Here is a 22,160-nt window from a genome sequence, read left to right as displayed (position 1 = left end):
AAATGTTTAAAGTTTTAACCCGTCGCCTGCAATATTGTAACGAGGTGTCCGCCAGCATAAAAAATGCCGCCCCGACACAGTTGCAGCTGCTTAAGACGCAGTTGGCTGAAGATATGGTTAAGCCTGTGGGACTACATACCATGGGTATTCCGGCGGCGGTCAGTACGCTCGGGGTGATTGTCAGTTTCGCCATTCCGCAACTGTGGCTGGGGTATGGCGTACTCGCCGCACTCGGCCAGCCAGCAGAGCGCGTATTCGTGTGGTTCGTGCTGATCGCCCTGCTCTTCGCTGGCATCAACGGAGTAACGATGTTTATGATTGGCAAAGGTAGCATGCGTGCCGTGCGGTTACATCTTACGCTGGCGATGCTAAGCCTGGTATTAACGGCAGCCTATCTGCTGGCCGCGCTGAGCGGTAGTTCTTCTCCGGGCGTCAGTCTGACCGCGGCGCTGGTAAGTATTGTCATGCTTGGGCTTAGCGGTATCTGTATCCTCTCTACCGCTTTCTATAAGATGCTGCTATTTACTTTGCATAACAGAGTCTGGCGCAAGCTTATCAGCCAGACGCGCTAAACATTCATTCCATTAAAATCCCGCCGCTACGTGCGGCGATCCGACTATCGCTACTGGGGAAGCCGGAGAAACAGTGTCCGTTCCTGAGTCTGCGATGCTTTAAAACCATGGTGGATATAAAACGCTTTGGCTTCCTCAGTGAGTGCATGAACCATAATCGCCCGCACCCCGATATTCTCTGCTACACGATAACAGCGTAAAACCGCATCGTGGAGTAAATCGGCTCCCAACCCGTTTCCGCGTAACGAGACATCCACAGCCAGACGGGCAAGTATAATCACGGGAATGGGATCCGGCATGTTACGCCGCAGATTACCTGTCGCTTGCGTATGGTTAACGCTGCCGGTAGCCAGAGAGTAAAATCCCGCGACCTGCTTCGTGCCCGTTTTACAAACGACAAACGTTCGGGCTGCGCCGAGCGCCTGGTTTTTCAGACCTCTTTGTTTTAGCCATTCGTCAAGCACGGCCTCTCCACTGACGAACTCCGCCAGTTGATGGACGCTGGATAAGGGCTCTGGTGCTGTTACACGTCCCACTGCGGTTTCCTTGCCAGCAGTTTTTCTATGGCAGGATCGTCCGCGACCGGGGCATCGAGCATGTCAATGAACTCTGCGTACTGTTCATCGTTAAAATTGAATACACGTCGATCGAGGATCACATTCTCGGCTGCCTGACAGGCCATCTCCAGAATGAAGTCTGTACGTGATTTATGGAGGATCTCTGCGGCGGCATCAATAAGCGCCCGCTGGGATTCTTTGGCTCTGAGATTGAGTTGAACATCTGATTTCATGAGTATACCTCTTGTATAGCAATTGCTTTACAAGCATAGCATAAGCGCTGTGTATAGCAATCGCTATACAGAACCCTTAATCATGTCTGACCTCTCCACACCGCATATCGCAAGAATTTGCTCTCTCAGCCAGCGGTGACCAGGGTCGCGTTCCATTCTTGGGTGCCACATCTGCGATACCGTAATACGACGGCTTTTGAACGGCAGCTCGAACAGATGTACCTGGTCCGTTACCTGCTGATTGAGTAAATAGAGCGCGGGTATCATGGCGATAAGATCCGATTCCAGCGCCACGGAGAGCGCCGTCGGAAATCCCGGTACGACGCTGGCGATTTTACGTTTTGTCCCCAGTTCGGCCAGCGCATCGTCAACGGAACCGTGCAACGCGCCCTCGGGTGACGCTACCACATGGCCCCAGGCGACATAATCCTTCACGCCTATTTCTGCCTGCTTAGCCAGCGGGTGTCCCTTACGCACGACGCCCACAAACCGATCCTCAAACAGTCGTTGCAGCCGTATTTCAGGCCCCATATTGCTCTGGACGCCAATCTCCAGATCAACCAGCCCTTCCCGAAGATAGCGCGACGTTTTTTCCGGCTTAGGCGCGAAGCGTATACAGACGTCCGGCGCGGCGTCGGCCACAGCCGCTATGAGCGCAGGCCCAAACGCCACCACAAAACCATCGTTTGCCCTGATGGTAAAAAGACGCGCCAGACTTTGCGCGCTGAACGTTTCAGTTGAGGGCTGCAATACCGCCCTCGCCTCGTGCACTGCACGCCTGGCGCGATCCCGGGTCGCTTCGGCCCACGGGGTCAGTACCATGTTACGCCCGGCGCGCACCAGGATCGGGTCGCCTGTAACGTCGCGTAACCTGCTTAATGTCCGGCTCATGGCCGAGGTGCTCAGGTTCAGACGACGTGCTGCACCTGCGACACTCGCTTCGCTCAGCAATATGTCGAGTGCAATCAGTAAATTAAAATCAGGATCGGTCATAGCGCTCATTCCTGTACATTCAGATAAGGCGTTTCGTGCAACGATAAAGTGCAAATGATGCGCCTTCCGCCCTGTAAAAGCCATCTTTATAGTTTTGTCATCCATACACGCTTCTCAGAGGACAACATAATGACGCTCTTTTCCAGTCAACCCGGCGACGAAGGACTGCCTGGCCCGGCGCGCGCACGGGTGATGGCCGCAATTATGACCACCACCTTAATGGGCGTGTTTGATGGCACCATGATCAACATTGCCCTGCCCTCCATGGCTCAGGAGATGCAGGTACCTGCCAGTATTGCCGTCTGGTTCGCCAACGGGTATCTGCTGGCGGCTGCGATGACGCTGGCGATATTCGCGGCGCTTGCGGCCCGCCTGGGTTATCGCCCCGTATTTCTGGCAGGTCTGACGACCTTTACCCTGACATCACTGGGTTGCGCGCTGGCGAATACACCCGAAGTGCTTATCGGTATGCGCGTGCTTCAGGGGATCGGCGGCGCGGCGACGCTGAGTATTGCCCCCGCAATCCTGCGGTCCGTATTTCCCGGGCGATTGCTTGGCCGCATTCTGGGGTTGCACGCCCTGCTCATCGCCTCCAGCTCCGCTATCGGGCCGGTATTGGGCGGGACGATCCTTCACACCCTGAGCTGGCAATGGCTGTTTGCGATAAACGTTGTTCCCGGCACCCTCGCCTTACTGCTGGCGGTCAAAGCGCTGCCGCGGGATGCGGTTCGAAAGCAAGCGCCTTTCGACACCCCGGGCGCCATATTGTCGGCGCTGCTGTTGGGGTCGACGATCATAGCGGCGAACAGCCTCCAGGACTATCATCCCGGTAGCCTTTGCTGGACAATGCTCGCTGCGCTGAGCGGCATGGCGTTTATCTGGCAGATCCGCCGCGCGGATAACCCCTTACTGCCGCCGATGATGTTTAAAAATGAACGTTTTACCCTCGCGGCCTTCACGTCGATGATTGCTTTTGTCAGCCAGGGGATCACCTTTATTGCGCTGCCCTTCCTGTTTCAGAGCGAATACGGCTACAGCCCGGTGTTGTCTGCCCTGCTGTTTACGCCGTGGCCGCTAGGGATCGTACTGATTGCGCCGCATGCAGGCCGGTGGGCAGACACGATTTCAGCCCCGGCGATATCCACGCTGGGGCTGATGATTTTTGTCGTCGGTTTGATCCTGCTGGCAACATTACCCGACCGCCCTTCAGTGTGGGATATCTGCCTGCGGAGTCTGGTGTGCGGAGTGGGGTTTGGCTGCTTTCAGAGTCCCAATAACCGGGAAATGCTTTCCAACGTTATTCGTGAGCATGCGAGCTATGCATCCGGTGTTTTATCCATTATGCGCACGTTCGGGCAGTGTCTGGGCGCCGCCGCCGTGGCCGTTCTGCTGGCCGCAGATGAAAGGTCAATTCATGTTGCGCTGTGGATCGCCGCCGCAGCTTCTGCGGTAGCGGTCGTCGTCAGCGCGAGCCGGTTGCGTAAAATCACTCATCCTGCGGAAACAGGATGAGCACGAAAATATAACTAAGCGCTACTCCAGCGCCAGCAGCGCAAAACTCGCCAGCCAGTGGCCGCCGCTGTAGTGACTGCCGACAACATGCTCCACGCTTGCCGAGAGATGGCGCGAAACGGCATCCTGTAACGCCTGTTGCGCCGGGTGGTTTTCCGGCAAAGCGCGGGCAATGTGCTTCATACACCACGCGCGGCTGAGGTTAAGCCCGTCCAGATGTGCGATTTTCGGGTCGGTGCGGTCGCTTACCTCAGCCGGGTTCATCAGCGCTGAAACGGCACCCACTTCAGGCAGAAACGCATCGAACCAGGCCGGGAAATTCTCTACCACCTTACTCATCAGTAACGCCTCGGTCAGCGCCCCGGAGATATACTCGTCGCCGCCCGGCTCATAATGCGCCGGATATTGCGTGTCCGTATGATAAAAGCGCGTCGCCGCGTCCAGGATCGCCTGTTCAAGCCCGTCATCCATCACCGCCCGGGCATAATCCAGCCCCAGCGCGAGCGCAAACGCCGTGTTGTAATGTGTTCCGACGCGGATGGGATAGGTGAGCTTGCTGAGGTAATCCACCAGCCGCTGGCGAATATCCCGCGTTAACGGTTGCAGCGTCTGGTACCAGCGCTCCGCCTGTGGCAGTGACGACTGTTTCAGCTCCTGCGCCAGCGCCAGCAGCCAGCCGTAGCCATAAGGCCGCTCAAACGACGCGCGGAACGGCGCGGTAAAATAGGCCAGCTCCTTCGCCACCTTCTCGTCAGTCAGGTGTTCTTCGAACAGAGTGATGATCTCTTCCCGGCACGGCAGTTCGGGCCAGAGACGCAGGCAGCGCAGCAGCAGCCAGTAGCCGTGCACCGCAGAGTGCCAGTCAAAACAGCCGTAAAAGATCGGGTGCAGCTCGCGAGGCGGCAGAACGTCGCCGTCATCGTTGAGCAGATGCATAATGTGGTTCGGGTATTCCTGACGTAAATAGGTCAACGGCATTCTGGCGAAGGCGTCAGCCTGATGTTGCGTTAATTCCATTGCAGCTCCTTAGCGAAACACGAGGAAATACATTAAGAACACGTTCACCACCAGCAGGGTTAACGCGGTCGGGATCTGGATCTTGATAACCTGATATTTGTCTTTTAGCTCCAGCAGCGCGGCGGGCACAATGTTGAAGTTGGCGGCCATCGGCGTCATCAGCGTGCCGCAATAGCCTGCGTACATACCGATAGCCAGCAGCGGCGCCGGGTTACCGTGATGGACGTTAATCAGGAATGGCAGAGCGATACCGGCGCTTAACACCGGGAAGGCTGCGAAGGCATTACCCATGATCATGGTAAACAGCGCCATCCCCACGCAGTAAATGACCACCAGCATGAAGCGGCTGTCCGGGTTCACAAACAGGCTGACCACCTTTTGTACCGATTCGCCGGTATTCGCCACCACAAACACCCCGCCGAGCATGGCGAGCATCTGCGGCAGGATCACCGCCCAGCCAATGGTATCGACCAGCCGACGCGACTGACGCACCGCATGCAGCGGCGTACCTTTTGTCAGCCACCAGCCGGTAAGGATAGCCGCCACGCAGGCCACGCACAGCGCCGCCAGCGTAAGCTGTTTCTGGTCGAGCAGATAAACGCCGCCAATCGACACGCCTTTCAGAAACAGCGTCCCGATGACCGTTACCACGGGGATCATCAGTGCCGGTAAAAACAGCCAGTTTTTCAGCCGGTTCGACGAGGCAACACGCTCCTCCTCGGTGGACATTTTATAGTGCCCCTTCCCGACCAGCCCGAAACCGGCCAGCAGCGCAATCATGATAACGGCGCCGCCAATAATGCGATACGCCAGCGACTTACCCAGCTCCTGCACCATCAGATCGCCAAACAGGAAGATCCCGCCGAACAGAAACCAGAACAGCGCCGTGGTATAGCGTTTCGGGTTAGCGCGGTCGCGAAGGGTCATCACAACCAGCAGCATCACGACGAAGCCGATCAGGTAATACACGCGGTTAATGGTGATGAGGGTCATCATGGTGCGATCTCCTGCGTACCCTGCTCTGCTTTCCAGGCCATCACGTCGCGACGAATGCTGGCGTCGAGGCGCAGCAGACGCGTCATATGTATGATCAGTGCCGCAATAGCGGTCGGAATGGCCCACAGGCCGATATGCAGCGGTTCGATCCCCTCGATCCCGTTCTCTTTCAGGAACGCATCAATCAGCAGTACCGCGCCAAAGGCGATAAAGATATCTTCCCCAAAGAAAACCGCGATATTGTCACACGCGGCGGCATGGGCTTTGATTTTGTCGCGGATAGTCTGCGGCAGTTCGCCGTATTCATTCAGGGCCGCCCCTTCCGCCATCGGCGCCAGCAGCGGACGCACCGTTTGCGCGTGGCCGCCAAGGGACATCAGGCCCAGCGCAGCCGTCCCTTCGCGGGCGACAAAGTAGAGCATCAGGATACGCGCCGAGGTGGCGCTGGCGATCTTCGCTACCCAGGCCTGGGCGCGCTCTTTCAGCCCGTAATACTCCAGCAGGCCAATCACCGGCAGGATCAGAATGAAGGTGGCAAGCGATCGGCTATTCACAAACTTTTCGCCAAAGGTTTCCAGCAGCATACCGAAATCCATGCCAACCAGCAGGCCCGTCGCCAGCCCCGCCACCACGACAACCAGCAGCGGGTTGAAACGCAGTGCAAAACCAATAACCACCACCGGAATCCCGATAAGTGGCAACAGTGTAGAACTGTCCATAAACGTTACCCTATCCAAAGTGAGCGTTGCGCGCCGACGGCTATTTTTTATACTTCGCAGCAGAGCGAAGCCGGTGCATTACGGCGCGCGATGTTGTGTTTTGCGTCAGGCTCCACAGAACCTGCACTAAAAAGCTATATCTGAACGTCAAAAACATGTAAACAATTTATCAATAAAATGTTCTTATTTTATCGACGGGTTTACATTTCGGGGGAAGGATCGTTATGACAGTTAAGAAAAAGACGACAGCGTTAAACCACGACGATATTGCGGACGGGCGAATCGTCTCCTCCCGTCATCTCGTCTCAGAGCGGTGTGCTGAATTATCAGAGCTGGAATATGCGCTGATCATGACCAGCAATGCGTTTAACAAATGGATGGTGCGCTGCATGACCGCAGCGGGTGAACCGGATATGGGGGCCTTTGACGTTTCGCTTCTGCACCACGTGAATCACCGCAACCGCAAGAAAAAGCTGGCCGACATCTGCTTTGTGCTGAACGTGGAAGATACCCACGTGGTGACGTATGCGCTGAAAAAGCTGGTCAAGGCGGGATATGTCACCAGCGAGAAAGCCGGAAAAGAGCTTTTTTTCTCCACCACGGAGGAGGGAAAAGCGCTGTGCATGAAGTACCGGGAGGTGCGGGAGGCCTGCCTGATCAACATTCATGCGGAAAGCGGCATTCCGGGAGCATCAATTGGCGAGACCGCGCAGTTACTCCGCGCGATCTCCTCCCTGTATGATACCGCCGCACGCGCGGCGGCCTCGCTTTAAGGACGGCGGAAAAGCGTCATACTCCGCCCGGCCAGTTCATAATCGACGGATTCCGTGATGATTTCCCCTGTGGGGGCCTCATCCGCCGTCGAAAGCTCCAGCACCCAACCCCCTTCACCAAACTGCGGGATCTGGAATGGCACCGTACCTTCAAACGGGTTAAACAGCATCAGCACGTCGTGCCAGACGCCCTCTTCCTGCTTAAGATCCGGGCGGCTGATGGCAAGACCAAGGGTGGAACCCTCGTCCCATTGTTCCGACTGCTGCGGTCCGCCGCCGGCGTTAAACCAGCGGATCTCCAGCCCGTCGCGCCAGTTCTCACGTCGCAGCAGCGGCTGCGTCGCGCGCAGGGCAATCAACCGACGGGTAAAGTCGCGCAGCTTCTCGTCGTTTTCAGAGAGCCCTTTCCAGTTTACCCAGGAGATCTCGCTGTCCTGACAGTAGCCGTTATTATTGCCCTTTTGCGTCCGGCCAAACTCATCCCCTGCCAGCAGCATCGGCGTACCGTGCGAGAAGAAGAGCGTGGTGAGGAAGTTGCGCTTTTGCCGCTCGCGGGTGGCGATGATATCCGGGTTCTCCGTCGGCCCTTCTTCGCCGTAGTTATACGACCGGTTATCGTTATGTCCGTCGTTATTATCTTCCCCGTTATCGGCGTTATGTTTCTCGTTGTACGACACCAGGTCGTTCAGCGTGAAGCCGTCATGCGCGGTAATAAAATTGACGCTGGCCCACGGACGACGCCCGCGCAGATCGTACAAATCACCGGACCCTAACAGACGGGCGGCAAAATCGTTAGAGACGTTATCCCCCTTCCAGTATTCACGTACCGTATCGCGGTATTTGTCGTTCCACTCACCCCAGCCAGGCGGGAAGCCTCCCACCTGATACCCGCCGGGGCCGATATCCCACGGCTCACCGATGAGCTTCAGCTTCGACAGCACCGGATCCTGGGTCACGGCATCGAAGAAGCCGCCGCGCGGATCGAACCCCTCCGGCTCACGTCCGAGAATGGTCCCGAGGTCAAAGCGGAAACCGTCAATCTGCATCGATTCTGCCCAGTAACGCAGGGAGTCCATGACCATCTGCAATACGCGCGGGTGGGAAGTATTAACGGTGTTCCCGGTGCCGGTGTCGTTGATGTAATACCGGTGCTGATCCGGCATGGTGCGGTAATAACAGAAGTTATCAATTCCCTTAAACGACAGGGTTGGCCCCAGCTCGTTGCCCTCCGCCGTGTGGTTATAGACCACGTCGAGGATCACCTCGATGCCCGCGTCATGATAGGCACGCACCATGTCGCGGAAACCCTGGATCCCCGCCGGGCCGTAATAGCGTGACGCTGGCGCAAAGAAACCGAGCGAGTTATAGCCCCAGAAGTTTTTCAGACCGCGATCGAGCAGGTGCTGATCGTCAGGGAACCAGTGAACCGGCAGCAGCTCGACCGAGGTAATCCCGAGGCTTTTGATGTACTGCACCGACGCTTTATGCCCCATCCCCTCAAACGTACCGCACAGTTCAGGCGGAATAGCCGGGTTAAGCTGGGTAAAGCCTTTTACGTGGCTCTCATAAACCACGGTATGCGGCCACGGGATATCGGGTCGGCGGGAGTCTTGCCAGTCGACGGCATTGGGGTCGATGACCTTACATTTGGGCGTAAACGGCGCGCTGTCTCGCGTATCAAAGCTGAGATCCAGCTCATCGTGTCCCAGCTCATAGCCGAAGTGGGCATCGTTCCACTCAATGTCACCCACCAGTTCACGGGCATAGGGGTCAATAAGCAGCTTATTGGGATTGAAGCGGTGACCGTTCTCCGGATCGTAAGGGCCATACACACGGTAACCATACAGCGCCCCCGGTTTCAGATCCGGCACATAACCGTGCCAGACCTCATGGGTATATTCCGGCAGTTCCAGGCGGGTGATTTCTGTTTTTCCCGATGGGTCAAACAAACACAGCTCCACCCGCTCCGCATGGGCGGAAAACAGGGCGAAATTCACTCCTTTCCCGTCATAATTTGCGCCCAACTGTTGGCCATGACCGGCCCGAATTTCAAACGTTGTATCCTTTGGCATTTTTGTTCTCCTCGATTATTCGCAGGTAAGCAGAACCAACAAACATCCCTTTTCAGACGTTAAATCCAGCGTCTCTGGCAGAAGGCGACGCTCACCGGTAAACAGATCCCGGTAGTGCTTCCCGGCCAGCTCCTGGGGTATGGCCACCGTAGTATTGGCCCAAAGCATCGCATTGTCGGTGACGTCAAACACCAGACGCGGCACGGCGACGATCAGCGCCTCGTCATCTTTTATGCGGGCATAAACGATCAGATTCTCTTCCCGCTCGCCGGTCACCTTCAGCGGCAGCCAGTCGCCGTAGCGGAAAAGCGCGGGGTAATGCGGCCGCAGCCGTAACAGCGTGGCGGTGACGTACTGCTTCACGCTGCCGTCTCGCCAGCGTTGCGCATCGTTAAAAATGGTTCCATCCGCTACGCTGAGGTTTTCCGCCAGCGCGGTGAAATCCGGTTCGCGGCGGTTATCCGGGTCGACCAGGCTGAAGTTAAGCCCTTCGCTGCCCTGGTAGATGTCCGGTACGCCTGGCGCAGTCAGCTTGATCACCGTCTGGCTCAGGCTGTTCATTAACCCAGCCCGAATAAACGGCTGGAGTGCGGCACTGAAATCACGCAGGAACAGGGTGTTATCCGGGGAGAGCAGATGGCGCACGTAGTCCAGCACCACGCTCTCGTACCCTTCGTTGCTGTCGATCCAGTCGGTACGCTGCTTGGCCTCGCGCAGGGCTTTCTCAATAAAGCCGAGGAAACGCTCTTCCAGTGACTTGAGACCATCACGATCGTCAGGCGACAGCGTGGCTGGCCAGACGCCCGCCAGCGCCTGGAAGATCATCCAGGTGTCGGCGGCGTTCGGCGCGGTGCCGTCGTTGAGGAATCGGACCTGCGTCTGGTTCATCTGGCGCCAGCGCGCCAGGTTTTCCCCCCACAGATCTGGCGCTTCCGTCAGCGTGTATAGTCGCGCTCGCGCATCCTCGCCGCGTTTGGTGTCGTGGGTGGAGGTTCCCAGCAGCGCATCGGGCTGGCGGGCAAGACGAATACGCATCTCCTGATGAAAACGGGAAAGTGAAAATGCGCGCGGCGTCGGGTCAGCGCCGACTTCGTTCAGGGCCAGCTCCAGGTTATGGCGGAAGAACAGCGTATCCTCTACCGATTTCGCCATCAGCGGCCCGGTCAGTTGCTGAAAACGGGTGCGGAAAAGCGAGGCCAGCGCGTGGTCATCCTCAGGCAGATCGCCGGTAAGAATACGCACGATCAGGCTGAGAGCGGGTTCAGAGGTGTCGACGCTGGCGACCACGCGACTGAGCAGCGCCACATCCGGTGGCGTCAGCCCTTCTCCGGTGCCGTAGGTGCGATACACCGGAAACGCGATAAGCAGCTCGCGCAGGGCATGGCGGATATCCTCATGCTCCACTTCGGCGCCGTTATGCCCGGCCAGCTCGCTGGCGATTTTGAGCAGCGTGGTAAATTCACCTTCAAAATTACGATCGGTCATCAGCCCTTTGGCTTTGCGAAGTTCCGCCTGCCTGTCCACGGTCGTACCCAGCGTCTCGTCGTAGAGCGTCTCCAGTCGCGAGAGGTTGGTATCATCCACCAGCACTTCCGCCAGCGAGGCAATAAACTCATAGCCCGTAGTACCCGAGACCGGCCACCCCTGAGGAAGCTGTTCCCCTTTGGCGAGGATCTTCTCAACCGTGATGTAGCAATCCGATCCGGTCGCCGCACGCAGGCGCTGCAAATAGCCCAGCGAATCGGCAAGCCCGTCCACATGGTCAATGCGCAGGCCGTCGACAACCCCGGCGTGAACAAGCTCAAGGATCAGGCGGTGCGTGTCTGCGAAGACCGCCTCATCCTCTACCCGCACGCCGACCAGCCCGGTGATTTCAAAAAAGCGCCGCCATGAAAGCTGTTTCGGCGCTTCCCGCCAGGACATCAGCCGCCAGCTTTGCGCCTCGTGGATCTCAGCGATGCTCTTGCCTTCGGCATACGTGCCGGGATTAAGCGGATAGGCGGTATCATAGTAAACCAGCGCTGCGCTGTTGGTGACACTGTCACGTTTTAAGGTGATAGCCCCCCGCTCCAGCTCGGCTTCAAAGGTGTCGCCAAGAAACGGCAACGTCAGCGGTCGGGACCAGTCGATATCAAAATATGCCGCATAGCGGCTCTGCCTGCCTTGTTCTATAACATCGCGCCACCAGCGGTTTTCCAGCGAGGTCGACATATGGTTAGGAACGATATCCAGAATCAGCCCCATCCCCGCCTGCTTCAGCGCTGCCGCCATGCGGTCAAACCCTTCCCGCCCGCCAATCGCCGGGTCGATTTCGTTGGGGTCGGTCACGTCATAGCCGTGGGTGGAATCCGTGGTTGCGGTGAAAACAGGCGACGCGTAAAGATGGCTAATTCCAAGGTCTTTCATATACGGAATCAGGTCCACCACGCGATCGAAGGTCATGCCGTTGCGAAACTGAATTCGGTAAGTAGAGGAAGGGATCATAGCGCTGCTTCTCCATCAGCTAAGCGAACAACAATGCTGTTTGGCGGCAGGTTATCGACTGCCTCCGGCCAGCTAAAGATCGTTTTTCCGGGCAGGTTCGGTAAGGCGAGCGGCTTTTTGCCGATATTCAGCGCCAGCGACAGCGTACCGGACGGGAAACGCCAGCTCACGGCAACCATGCCGAGCGCCGTTTGCAGGACGTGACCCTCCACGGCGCCCCGCTGTTTCAGTAGCGGGACGATAAAGCGCTGACGCAGCGCAATCAGTTCGCGCGTAGCGTGCAGCCACGCCCTGCCTTCCTCCGTGTCTGCCTTGTTCCAGTCAAGCTTCGACCGCATAAAGGTATTTACGTCATTGGGGTCCGGTACGGTTTCATCGTGCCCGGCATGGCCGGTAAACTCTTTCGCGCGCCCTTCCCGTACGGCTTTCGCCAGGTCGCCGTGGAAGTCGGTGAAAAAGAGGAACGGATGCGTTTCGCCATACTCCTCGCCCATAAACAGCAGCGGAATATGGGGCGACATAAGCAGCGCCGCAAACAGCACACGCGTTTTATCCGCGCCTGCCAGAGAGATAAGCCTCTCCCCCTGGGCACGGTTGCCGACCTGGTCGTGATTCTGAATAAAATCGACAAAAAACTGCGGAGGTTGCTCGCGACACTCTACCCCGCGCGATTTTCCGGTCTGAAGCGAGATTTCCCCCTGGTAGACAAAGCCCTCTGCCAGCGCCCGCGCCAGTTTTTTCTCCGGCTCAAAGGCAAAATCCTGATAATAGGCGTGTGATTCCCCGGTCGCGAAGACATGCGCGGCGTTGTGAAAATCATCATTCCATTCGGCGGTGAAAAGCGGCGTCTGACCATGCTCATCGCGCGGATGCAGGAAAATCACGTTGCGACTGTCTTCGGTGGTCAGATGGATATGCCGATCCGGAAATGCGTCGCGGATCCGTTGCGCTATCTCGGGAAGAATATGGGTCTCAGCGTCGTCATGGATCTGGTCGATGGCGTCGAAGCGCAGACCGTCAAGATGATACTCCGAGAGCCAGAATAACGGCGCCTCGGCGATGTATTGCCGGACGGCCTCAACCTCATAGGCAATACCGTTGCCCCACGGGGTCATATGATCCCGATGGAAAAACGCCGGTGAGAGCAACGGCAGGTAATTACCTTCCGGGCCAAAGTGGTTGAGTACGATATCCAGCACCACGGAAAGCCCGAGCGCGTGGGCGGCATCAATGAAGGCATGAAAATCATCCGGTGTGCCATAAGCCGAGTGCGGGGCATACAGCAGTACGCCGTCATACCCCCATCCGCGCGCGCCCCCGAACTGGGACACGGGCATCACTTCCAGTTGCGTAATACCCAGCCCGGCCAGATAAGGCAGTTTGTCGATGGCCGCCCTGAAGGTTCCTTCCCCGGTGAAGGTGCCGATATGCAGCTCGTAGATCACCGTCTCTTCCCACGATCGTCCTTGCCATTCCCGCTGAGTGGGCAGGCTGCGACGCGGGTCGATCACCACCGACGGGCCGTTGACGTCAGCCTGCTGCGCGCGTGAGGCCGGATCCGGCACCGCCATTCCATCCTGTAAAACAAACTGATAAGTCGTACCGTGCCTGACGCCGGGCACGTCAATCTGAAACCAGCCGTCGCCCACCGCCGCCATGGGAATGTCGGTATCGGTTAAACGTAATGTGAGATCTTTCTGCCCTTCTGCCCAGACGCGAAAACGTACAACGTCATCGGAAATAAACTCAGCACCCCAGTGCCTGCGACATGTTCTGAATTCCATTCATTGTCCTCGAATGACCACCTTTACGCGGAACGAAATACAAGCTTAGACCAGGATCTACAGAGTGTTATGCCAGCAGGGGATGCCGCTTCGTCTATTATCTATTTCTAACTCCCACTTAAGGAATACTATGCATATTCGAAAAGGATTAAGTACAGACCTCGCCCGCCTTGAATGTTGTGATTTTTCTTTCAAGGTTGATGAGATTGCCAGAGAGCCATTTCTCAATGGTGATTTGCATATCGAGGCGCTGACCGAACCTTATCTTAAAACCTATGAACTTGATCTCCAGACGCTGGAAAATCATTGCGTTAATCCGGATTCAATATTTCTTATCGCCGAAACGGATGACGGTGAAATCGCCGGTTTTATTACCGCGTCCTGCAACTGGAATAAATTTATTTCGGTGGATTACATTGCCGTGGAGCGTTCAAAACGCCGTACGGGCGCGGCGCACAAGCTGATGTCCGCCACCCACGTCTGGGCGCGAAGCCTCAATGCGCCCGGGTTACGGCTGGAGACGCAGAACGTTAATGTTTCTGCCTGTCAGTTCTATCGTCACTATGGGTTTATTCTCGGCGGTTACGATCGCTACCTTTACAACGCCCTGCCGGAAAAAGATGAGGTCGCCCTTTTCTGGTATTACATGCTGGCTTGAGAAAATATTTTATATCCGCTACCAGAAGATAGATTTGTCTGAATTTGTCAATTTTGCCCGCTTACGTTTAATTAACGACTAATCTTGGAATTCACTATTAAGGAGGCCGGTATGTCTACAGGAAATAATCACACGCTGCATTACCCTCGTCCACCGTTTGCTGAACAACCGCAAAGGGCCCCCGGGCTGGCATCGGAAATGAAGCCAATACCGGATCACGGTGAAACAAGTTATATCGGATCAGGCAAACTGGCAGGAAAAAAAGCGCTGATTACCGGCGGTGATTCCGGAATTGGTCGCGCGGTAGCGATCGCCTATGCCCGTGAAGGTGCAGATGTGGCTATTGGCTATCTCCCGGAAGAGGAGTCCGATGCGGCATCGGTCATTGCGCTGATTCGGGCCGAAGGCCGTAAAGCGGTCGCCATTCCCGGCGATATTCGCGTGGAGTCGTTCTGCGATACGCTGGTGGAAAAAGCCGTCGCGGAACTGGGTGGCCTGGATATCCTGGTGAACAACGCCGGACGCCAGCAGTACTGCGAATCGATCGACGATCTCACCACGGCAGATTTCGACGCGACGTTTAAAACCAACGTCTATGCCCCCTTCTGGATCACTAAAGCTGCGCTGCGCCATTTGCAGGAAGGCGCCGTGATCATCAACACCACTTCCGTTCAGGCGTTTAAACCGAGCGCGATCCTGGTGGACTATGCGCAGACCAAAGCCTGTAACGTGGCCTTTACCAAGTCTCTGGCTCAGCAGCTGGGGCCGCGTGGCATTCGGGTGAATGCCGTCGCGCCAGGTCCATACTGGACGCCTCTTCAGTCCAGCGGCGGTCAGCCGCAGTCCAAAGTTCAGAAATTCGGGGAAGATACGCCCCTGGGCCGACCGGGCCAGCCGGTTGAAATCGCACCGCTGTATGTGCTTTTTGCCTCAGATACCTGCTCATACGCCTCCGGACAAGTATGGTGCTCTGACGGCGGTACCGGCGTGCTGTAAAGCATCCTCTCAGACCTATCCATTTCATGGATAGGTCACATTCACTTCCCTGCTGTTCTCAAAAATCTCAGTTGAACTATGATGAACTTACTATTGAGGAGCCCATCATGTTTACTGTGAAAAAACTTGCGTTATCAACCCTGTTGACCGGTTCGGTTTTATTCTTTCCCGCGATCCACGCGGTGGCCAGCGTTCCGCAGCATGTGGTGAAACAGCAGGCCGGCGGCTACAGCGTTCAGGTTGGCGATACGATTGTCACCGCCTTTACGGACGGCAGCGTGCCGCAGGACCTGCACGCCTTACTGTGCCGGACGACGGCGGAAAATACCGATGCGTTACTGGCCAAAAACTTCCAGGCCAATCCGGTGGAAGCATCGATTAACGCGTTCTATATCGCTATGCCCGGCCACAAAATTCTGGTGGATACCGGCTCCGGTCAGCTCTTTGGCCCTGGCAAAGGCGGGCGGCTGATTGAAAGCCTGGCGACGCAGGGTATCAGGCCGCAGGACATCACCGATATCCTGATCACCCACGCGCACTCCGATCATGCAGGCGGCCTGGTCAAAGACGGTCAGCGCGTATTTACCCGTGCACAGGTGTATGTCGGCAAACCGGATATCGATTTCTTCTTTAACGACGAGAACCAGAAAAAATCTGGCTATGACCAGAACTACTTCGACGTCGCGCACAAGACCTTAAAGCCCTATCTGGATGGCGGGAAAGTGAAGACTTTCTCCGGGACGGAACAGCTTCTGCCGGGCATCAGCGGTACGGTTCACCCGGGCCACACCCCAGGGTCCGCGTTCTACACGCTGGAGAGCAAAGGTGAAAAAATTACCTTTGTCGGCGACATCATTCACGTTGCCGCGGTTCAGTTCCCACAGCCCAACGTGACGATTGCTTACGATGAGGATCAGGACGGAGCCGCCCGGGTACGCAACGCAGCGTTCGCTGAGTTTGTGAAAAACAAAGATCTGATTGCGGCGCCACATCTGCCTTTCCCCGGGATCGGGTATGTGAAGAAAGGTGAGCGGGAAGGCTACGCGTGGGTTCCGGTGACCTATACCAACCGGGACGCCCAATAAGAGAGTCTCTGCGTCCCAGGCTAAATATGTCAGCCTGGGACCGCTATCTCACGCCCAGGGCCCCGAGGCCGGGTATTAACCAGCCGGCGAAATCTGTTCGGCCCTGCGCTCAACCTGTCAGACAGCCAGCCATTTTTTTGCGTTCGCTTTCATATTCGCTTCTAGTTCACTGTCACGCGTGGCAAATACGCGGCCGAGGGGAAAACCGCTTTGTTCCAGCAGATAAGCTAGCGCGGCATATTCCCGCGGATAGTTGGCAGCAATTTTTGAATCAATCTCAACCGGGCCCAGCGGAAAGGTGAAAATAGCCATGTCGTAGATGCTCTGACGATGGAACAGCTTCCATACGCCCTCTCTCTTTTCTGCCAGATCGTAGAAACGATTGTGGCATTCGCATCCAATATTAAGTTTTATATTTTCAGCGATGATCATCGCATTGGTTTCAAGAATCGCTTTGTCGCCGCGGTCGTTAAAAGTGACGACGGGCGAGCCAATCATATGTTTTGTGCGCAAATCTGAAGCGCCCATACGCATGGAACCCTCGACAAAATCGCTCGCGAGCCCTTCGAACCACGTAATTTCGATTGTGCCGTCCGGATGAAAAAGATTACGCAGCTGCTCCCATTCGCCCAGGTCGCGGTGCATCCAGCCATTCATGAGGTCGTTAAGATCCTGACGGTCTTGCAGTTGGTGAGTTTGCATTGTTTGATTCCTGTTTGAGTTGATGCGTTCAGTTTGGCCGTGAAGCGGTTTATACTCAAATATATATATTTTACTAAACAATCATTTTTAATGATGAGTCAGGGTGGCAATGGAACTCCGGCACTTACGCTATTTTTTGGCTGTTGCAGAAGAAGAGCATTTTGGACGCGCGGCTGAGCGACTCAATATTGTTCAGCCTGCGCTCAGCATGCAGATTAAAGCCCTTGAAACTGAGTTAGGCGGTTCGCTGTTTATCCGCACCAGCCGTCGTGTGGAACTTACTGAGGCCGGATCGCTTCTTCTCAGCGAAGCCAGACTGATGCTGGAACAGATGGAACACACGCGTCTGGCAGTCCAGCGTGCGATACGGGGAGAGACAGGGCGTGTACGGGTCGGTTTTGCCGGTAACGCCATTTTTAGTGGCAAAATGATTACCGATGTACGTCGCTTCCGTAAAACCCATCCGGATGCAGAAGTCACCATTCAGGAAATCGCTCCCCAGAAACAGGTAGCTGCGATCCTCGCAGGGCATATTGATGTCGGTTATACACCGGATAACAGTACGACAGCCGATCCGCAGATCAGGGTGCAGAAAACCGGAAACTGGGAGATGATAATCGCAATGTGTGACGATCATCCCTTAGCCATCCATCCGCACCTCTCCGTTGAAATGCTCGCCGGTCATCCCCTGGTCCTGTACGACGCGCATGACGCCAATGAAAATCTGACTGTGCTGCTGGCGCAGCAGCTCGGGGATGGTTTTTGCGTGGCACATCGTTCAAACAGTACGCTAAGCGTTCTGGCATTTGCCGCAGCCGGGCTCGGTCTGGCGCTGGTTCCCGCCCCCCTGCAACAGGTGCAAATACCCGGACTGATTTACCGCAACCTGAATGCTCAGGCGCTGACCGCAAATCTGGTCATGATCAGCCGCATGCAGGAGCCAGGTAATGCAGTGACTGCTTTTCTGGCAATGGCTAACCTTCCCTGTTGAACAACGGCAGCAAGCTATGACGCACAATAAGATGCCCTCCTCCGATATGGATATGGACCTGATCCTGACGCTGGATGCGTTACTCAGGGATCAGAATATCACCCATGCGGCCGCGCGGCTGGGCATCAGCCAGCCGGCGATGTCTGCCCGCCTTGCGCGCCTGCGCGTCCTGTTCGATGAGCCGCTGTTTATCCCTTCCCCACACGGACGTGGGGTGTTACCTACGCCGCGCGCCGAGGCGTTAAGGCCGCAGGTCACGACGGTTTTGCAGGGTATATCGGCGATGCTTGAACCCACCACGTTCAACGCGCATAACAGCACCCGCACCTTTGTGATTGCCCTGCACGAGAACCCGGCGCTGATGCTGGGGGCAGAGTTGCAGAATCAGATTAGCAGCACAGCACCAGGCATCCGCCTGCGTTTTGCGCTCCCGGAAACCCCGCTGCTGCCAGCGCAGATGGAAAATGGCGATGTGGATATTTATGTCGGCGTTAACGCGGGGGCGCACGATGCATGGGTCAGACGCAAGCTGTTTGACGATGAATATGCCACCGCCCAGCGTAAAGGCCATCCGCGCGGTACGGTGCCGATGGATCTGGAAAGCTATTGCAGCCTTTCCCACCTGGTGGTTTCATCCGAGGGCGACCCGTTCGCGGGCTTTGTCGATCAGCATCTGGCGGGGCTTGGCCACCAGCGTAACGTGGTGATGTCGACGCAAAGCTATGCGATGGCGCCTGCGATTGTTGCCGGTACCGATTTGCTCTGCACCCTACCCAGACGCATGTTGCTACGGTTCACGCAAACGCTTGATATTTTTCCGCCGCCGCTGGATCTCCCTCCGATCGTCATCGGTATGTACTGGCACCCGAAAAACAGCCAGGATCCGGCTAACAGCTGGCTGCGAGAACAGCTTCTTCAGGCCGCCGGACGTCAGGTATGATCGAGGATGCTCATCAATTTTTTCAGGACCTCAGAGCGAATAATCCGGTGGCAAACCAGCGTCAGCTCGCTCTCCCGGAGTCGGTCAAGAATATCCACAAAGACGACGTTTTGTACGCATATCGCCTTCGCTGAAGCCGGCAGCATGGCGATGCCAAACCCTGCCGAGACAAGACTTATCACCGTGGGGACATCGGTGGCATTTTGCACAACATCAGGCTGTATGCCCGCGCTGTGGCAGGCATCATAGAAATATTGCTCCAGCCCCATCCCCTCCGGGTCGCGCAGGGCGATCCACTTCTCCTCTTTCACCGACGCAAGCGTCAGCGCGGCGGAGCCCGCCAGGCTATGTTGACGAGGTAAGGCCAGGCCTTTTCCGTTGTAAATGGACGGCTTTGCAGATCGTCAGGCAATAGCGGTAACGGGGCACGAATAATGGCCACATCCAGCTGGTTGCTTTGCACGCCGGTATAAAGGGTTTGCACGTTACCCGTCATCATGGAAAGGCTGATGGCGGGCCATTTCTCATGTAAAAGCCGCAGCGCGGCGGGTAGCTTACTGTCGAATATCGCACTTGAAACACATCCGAGATTCAGCACGCCCTGTTCCCCTCTGGCCGTCTGTCTGGCATCCAGAATCGCCTGATCGGTCATTAAAATCGCGACTCTGGCTTTACTGAGAAATGCCTCACCGGCTGGCGTCAGCGTCAGGCGACGATTCGCCCGGCTAAAGAGCAAGACCCCGAGACGATCTTCAAGCGTTTTTATCTGCTGGCTCAGCGCTGGCTGCGCCATGTTAAGGCGCTCCGCCGCCCGATGCATGTGAAGCTCTTCCGCCACCACGATAAAATTGCGCATCAGTCGAAACTGCATACCATGCCTTTATTATTGATAATAAAATTCATATTAAAATAGCATAAATGATGCAATTGATAGCCCTCTTCTTCCGGTTAAGAATGGAAGCCTTCATCCGAGGAGGGAAATATGAAAAAACACATCAACGATCTCAGAAGTGCTATCGAACTGCTCAAACGCCATGAAGGTCAATACCTTGAAACCAGCCATCCGGTCGATCCTGACGCGGAGCTGGCGGGTGTGTACCGGCATATTGGTGCTGGCGGCACGGTAAAACGTCCGACGCGCATTGGCCCGGCGATGATGTTTAACGCTATTAAGGGATATCCCGACTCGCGTATTCTGGTCGGAATGCACGCCAGCCGCGAGCGGGCGGCGCTCCTGTTGGGCTGCGAGCCCTCTGAACTGGCAAAACATGTCGGCCAGGCCGTGAAAAACCCGATTGCTCCCGTTGTGGTTCCGGCGGCACAGGCGCCGTGTCAGGAACAGGTGTTTTATGCCGACGATCCGGACTTCGATCTGCGTAAATTGCTTCCGGCACCGACCAACACGCCGATAGATGCCGGTCCGTTCTTCTGTCTGGGGCTGGTGCTGGCAAGCGATCCGGAAGATGCCTCACTGACCGATGTCACTATTCACCGTCTCTGCGTGCAGGAGCGCGATGAGCTCTCCATGTTTCTTGCCGCGGGCCGCCATATTGAAGTGTTCCGTAAGAAAGCCGAGGAGGCGGGCAAACCGTTGCCGGTCACGATCAATATGGGTCTCGATCCCGCTATCTATATTGGCGCCTGTTTCGAAGCCCCTACCACGCCCTTCGGCTACAACGAGCTGGGTGTCGCCGGCGCGTTACGTCACACCCCCGTCGAGCTGGTGCAGGGTGTGGCCGTAAATGAAAAAGCGATAGCGCGTGCGGAAATTATCATCGAAGGCGAACTGCTGCCGGGCGTGCGTGTAGAAGAAGATCAGCATACCCACACCGGGCACGCGATGCCGGAATTTCCCGGCTACTGCGGGGAGGCTAACCCCTCCTTACCGGTAATCAAAGTGAAGGCCGTCACGATGCGTCATCAGGCGATCCTGCAAACCCTGGTAGGACCGGGCGAGGAGCACACCACGCTGGCCGGTTTGCCAACGGAGGCCAGCATCCGTAATGCGGTGGAAGAAGCCATCCCCGGTTTTCTGCAAAACGTCTATGCGCATACCGCTGGCGGCGGCAAGTTTCTTGGCGTATTGCAGGTGAAAAAACGCCAGCCCTCTGACGAAGGGCGTCAGGGTCAGGCGGCACTCATCGCGTTAGCCACCTATTCCGAGCTTAAAAACATTATTCTCGTCGACGAAGATGTGGATATTTTCGACAGCGACGACATCCTGTGGGCGATGACCACCCGTATGCAGGGCGATGTCAGCATCACCCATCTGCCGGGGATCCGCGGACACCAGCTCGATCCGTCTCAGGCCCCGGACTACAGCCCCTCCATTCGTGGCAACGGGATCACCTGCAAAACGATTTTCGACTGTACGGTGCCCTGGGCGCTTAAGTCCCGCTTTGAGCGTGCGCCCTTTATGGAGGTAGACCCGACGCCATGGGCGCCTGAACTGTTTAAAAAATAGCGTTAACCGGATAATCTTCTTCACCCTTCACGGGCTGAGGGTTTCCCACAAAATAATGCCTGCACAGACGGCCCCCTCTCCCTTGAGGGAGAGGGCTGGGGTGAGGGGGAACATACGGCGCTGGTGGTCATTCCGTTCACTTAGGGCATCGCTGAAAGCCCTCAGTTTTTCTGAGGCAACGTTATAGCTTTTTCTTTCAAATTACTGGGTAACCCTCTCCTTCACGGGTGAAGAACCTCACGCTGAAATTGCCGCGTCCCCTGCTTTCTTGTAACCTTTGAGCGTTTATCACATCCCCATAAAAAATGAGACTACCGGACGCCTATGACAGCACATGTTTCCAACGATCCTTTGCATGGCGTAACGCTCGAAATGCAGGTTAACGCGCTGGTTGCGCGATATGGCTGGAATGAACTGGGCAACCGAATCAAAATCAACTGTTTTCGCAAGGACCCGAGTGTTAAATCGAGTCTGAAGTTCCTGCGCCGCACCCCATGGGCGAGGGCGGAAGTTGAAGCCCTCTACCTCGACTCTCTTCACGATGACGGTAACGGGGAACAGGACGAACCGGCGTTTAATCCCTGGACGGATAGCCGGACACCCAGGAGCTAA

The 22,160-nt window shown here is 56.3% G+C and carries 20 protein-coding genes and 1 pseudogene; 10 read left to right on the top strand and 11 right to left on the bottom strand.

What is annotated here, in order from left to right; translation table 11 throughout:
- Positions 1–2 precede the first annotated feature (2 nt).
- A complete protein-coding gene (locus tag O1722_RS11930; protein WP_033487774.1) occupies positions 3–572 on the top strand; it encodes a hypothetical protein in 570 nt (189 codons plus the stop codon).
- A 50-nt stretch (positions 573–622) separates the two neighbouring features.
- On the opposite strand, the gene O1722_RS11925 is transcribed toward O1722_RS11930, so the two are convergent.
- From O1722_RS11925 to O1722_RS11915, 3 genes are all read right to left on the bottom strand, one after another.
- A complete protein-coding gene (locus tag O1722_RS11925; RefSeq protein WP_003857133.1) occupies positions 623–1,108 on the bottom strand; it encodes a GNAT family N-acetyltransferase in 486 nt (161 codons plus the stop codon).
- Positions 1,096–1,362 carry a type II toxin-antitoxin system TacA family antitoxin gene (locus tag O1722_RS11920; RefSeq protein WP_003857131.1) on the bottom strand — a complete coding sequence of 89 codons (267 nt, stop codon included), beginning with the start codon at positions 1,360–1,362 and terminating at the stop codon, positions 1,096–1,098. Before O1722_RS11920 ends, O1722_RS11925 begins: the two co-directional genes overlap by 13 nt.
- Positions 1,363–1,425: 63 nt before the next feature.
- The gene (locus O1722_RS11915; RefSeq protein ID WP_017693416.1) at positions 1,426–2,355 is read right to left on the bottom strand and encodes a LysR family transcriptional regulator; all 930 of its coding nucleotides are present in this window, start codon (positions 2,353–2,355) and stop codon (positions 1,426–1,428) included.
- Positions 2,356–2,484: 129 nt separating this feature from the next.
- On the opposite strand from O1722_RS11915, the gene O1722_RS11910 reads away from it, so the two are divergent.
- Positions 2,485–3,867, top strand: coding sequence for an MFS transporter (locus O1722_RS11910; RefSeq protein WP_033487775.1), 1,383 nt, complete (start codon positions 2,485–2,487; stop codon positions 3,865–3,867).
- Positions 3,868–3,888: 21 nt separating this feature from the next.
- Here the strand turns inward: O1722_RS11910 and O1722_RS11905 are convergent, their stop codons facing one another.
- The 3 genes from O1722_RS11905 to O1722_RS11895 are packed head-to-tail and all read right to left on the bottom strand — an operon-like array spanning position 3,889 to position 6,599.
- Positions 3,889–4,884 (bottom strand): DUF2891 domain-containing protein, encoded by a 996-nt coding sequence (locus O1722_RS11905; RefSeq protein ID WP_033487776.1) that lies wholly within the window; start codon positions 4,882–4,884, stop codon positions 3,889–3,891.
- Between the two features lie 9 nt (positions 4,885–4,893).
- Complete coding sequence (locus tag O1722_RS11900; RefSeq protein WP_033487777.1) at positions 4,894–5,880, bottom strand: DUF979 domain-containing protein; 987 nt, start codon at positions 5,878–5,880, stop codon at positions 4,894–4,896.
- Entirely contained in the window at positions 5,877–6,599 is a 723-nt protein-coding gene (locus O1722_RS11895) for a DUF969 domain-containing protein (RefSeq protein ID WP_003857121.1), read from the bottom strand. Before O1722_RS11895 ends, O1722_RS11900 begins: the two co-directional genes overlap by 4 nt.
- A 224-nt stretch (positions 6,600–6,823) precedes the next feature.
- Here O1722_RS11895 and O1722_RS11890 point away from each other — a divergent pair, with 224 nt between their 5' ends.
- Entirely contained in the window at positions 6,824–7,372 is a 549-nt protein-coding gene (locus O1722_RS11890; RefSeq protein WP_003857118.1) for a winged helix DNA-binding protein, read from the top strand.
- Here the strand turns inward: O1722_RS11890 and glgX are convergent.
- The 3 genes from glgX to treZ are packed head-to-tail and all read right to left on the bottom strand — an operon-like array spanning position 7,369 to position 13,712.
- On the bottom strand, positions 7,369–9,444 hold the full coding sequence (glgX, locus tag O1722_RS11885) for a glycogen debranching protein GlgX (protein ID WP_033487778.1): 2,076 nt from the start codon (positions 9,442–9,444) through the stop codon (positions 7,369–7,371). The genes O1722_RS11890 and glgX overlap by 4 nt on opposite strands.
- A 15-nt stretch (positions 9,445–9,459) precedes the next feature.
- Entirely contained in the window at positions 9,460–11,928 is a 2,469-nt protein-coding gene (treY, locus tag O1722_RS11880) for a malto-oligosyltrehalose synthase (protein WP_033487779.1), read from the bottom strand.
- Complete coding sequence (treZ, locus tag O1722_RS11875) at positions 11,925–13,712, bottom strand: malto-oligosyltrehalose trehalohydrolase (protein ID WP_033487780.1); 1,788 nt, start codon at positions 13,710–13,712, stop codon at positions 11,925–11,927. Before treZ ends, treY begins: the two co-directional genes overlap by 4 nt.
- Positions 13,713–13,842: 130 nt before the next feature.
- On the opposite strand from treZ, the gene O1722_RS11870 reads away from it, so the two are divergent.
- The 3 genes from O1722_RS11870 (at position 13,843) to O1722_RS11860 (ending at position 16,451) form a co-directional block, all read left to right on the top strand.
- Entirely contained in the window at positions 13,843–14,370 is a 528-nt protein-coding gene (locus tag O1722_RS11870) for a GNAT family N-acetyltransferase (protein WP_032653615.1), read from the top strand.
- A gap of 111 nt (positions 14,371–14,481) precedes the next feature.
- Positions 14,482–15,366: an SDR family oxidoreductase gene (locus O1722_RS11865; RefSeq protein WP_017382335.1), complete on the top strand. Its 885-nt coding sequence runs from the start codon at positions 14,482–14,484 to the stop codon at positions 15,364–15,366.
- 107 nt (positions 15,367–15,473) lie between these two features.
- Positions 15,474–16,451, top strand: coding sequence for an MBL fold metallo-hydrolase (locus tag O1722_RS11860; protein ID WP_100151281.1), 978 nt, complete (start codon positions 15,474–15,476; stop codon positions 16,449–16,451).
- Positions 16,452–16,568: 117 nt separating this feature from the next.
- Here O1722_RS11860 and O1722_RS11855 read toward each other — a convergent pair whose 3' ends face one another.
- A complete protein-coding gene (locus tag O1722_RS11855) occupies positions 16,569–17,153 on the bottom strand; it encodes a nuclear transport factor 2 family protein (RefSeq protein WP_033487781.1) in 585 nt (194 codons plus the stop codon).
- 109 nt (positions 17,154–17,262) lie between these two features.
- On the opposite strand from O1722_RS11855, the gene O1722_RS11850 reads away from it, so the two are divergent.
- On the top strand, positions 17,263–18,144 hold the full coding sequence (locus tag O1722_RS11850) for a LysR substrate-binding domain-containing protein (RefSeq protein WP_033487782.1): 882 nt from the start codon (positions 17,263–17,265) through the stop codon (positions 18,142–18,144).
- 16 nt (positions 18,145–18,160) lie between these two features.
- A complete protein-coding gene (locus O1722_RS11845; RefSeq protein ID WP_032669862.1) occupies positions 18,161–19,084 on the top strand; it encodes a LysR family transcriptional regulator in 924 nt (307 codons plus the stop codon).
- On the opposite strand, the pseudogene O1722_RS11840 reads toward O1722_RS11845, so the two are convergent.
- Positions 19,075–19,955, bottom strand: a pseudogene (locus O1722_RS11840) (LysR substrate-binding domain-containing protein). The gene O1722_RS11845 and the pseudogene O1722_RS11840 sit on opposite strands and share 10 nt — an antisense overlap.
- Before the next feature lie 111 nt (positions 19,956–20,066).
- Here O1722_RS11840 and O1722_RS11835 point away from each other — a divergent pair.
- On the top strand, positions 20,067–21,548 hold the full coding sequence (locus O1722_RS11835) for a UbiD family decarboxylase (RefSeq protein WP_479954280.1): 1,482 nt from the start codon (positions 20,067–20,069) through the stop codon (positions 21,546–21,548).
- A gap of 324 nt (positions 21,549–21,872) precedes the next feature.
- Complete coding sequence (locus O1722_RS11830; RefSeq protein WP_003857097.1) at positions 21,873–22,160, top strand: VF530 family protein; 288 nt, start codon at positions 21,873–21,875, stop codon at positions 22,158–22,160.

Source organism: Enterobacter cloacae complex sp. HYC003_NIDB, from assembly GCF_056673375.1.
This window is presented reverse-complemented; position numbering and strand designations above follow the sequence as displayed.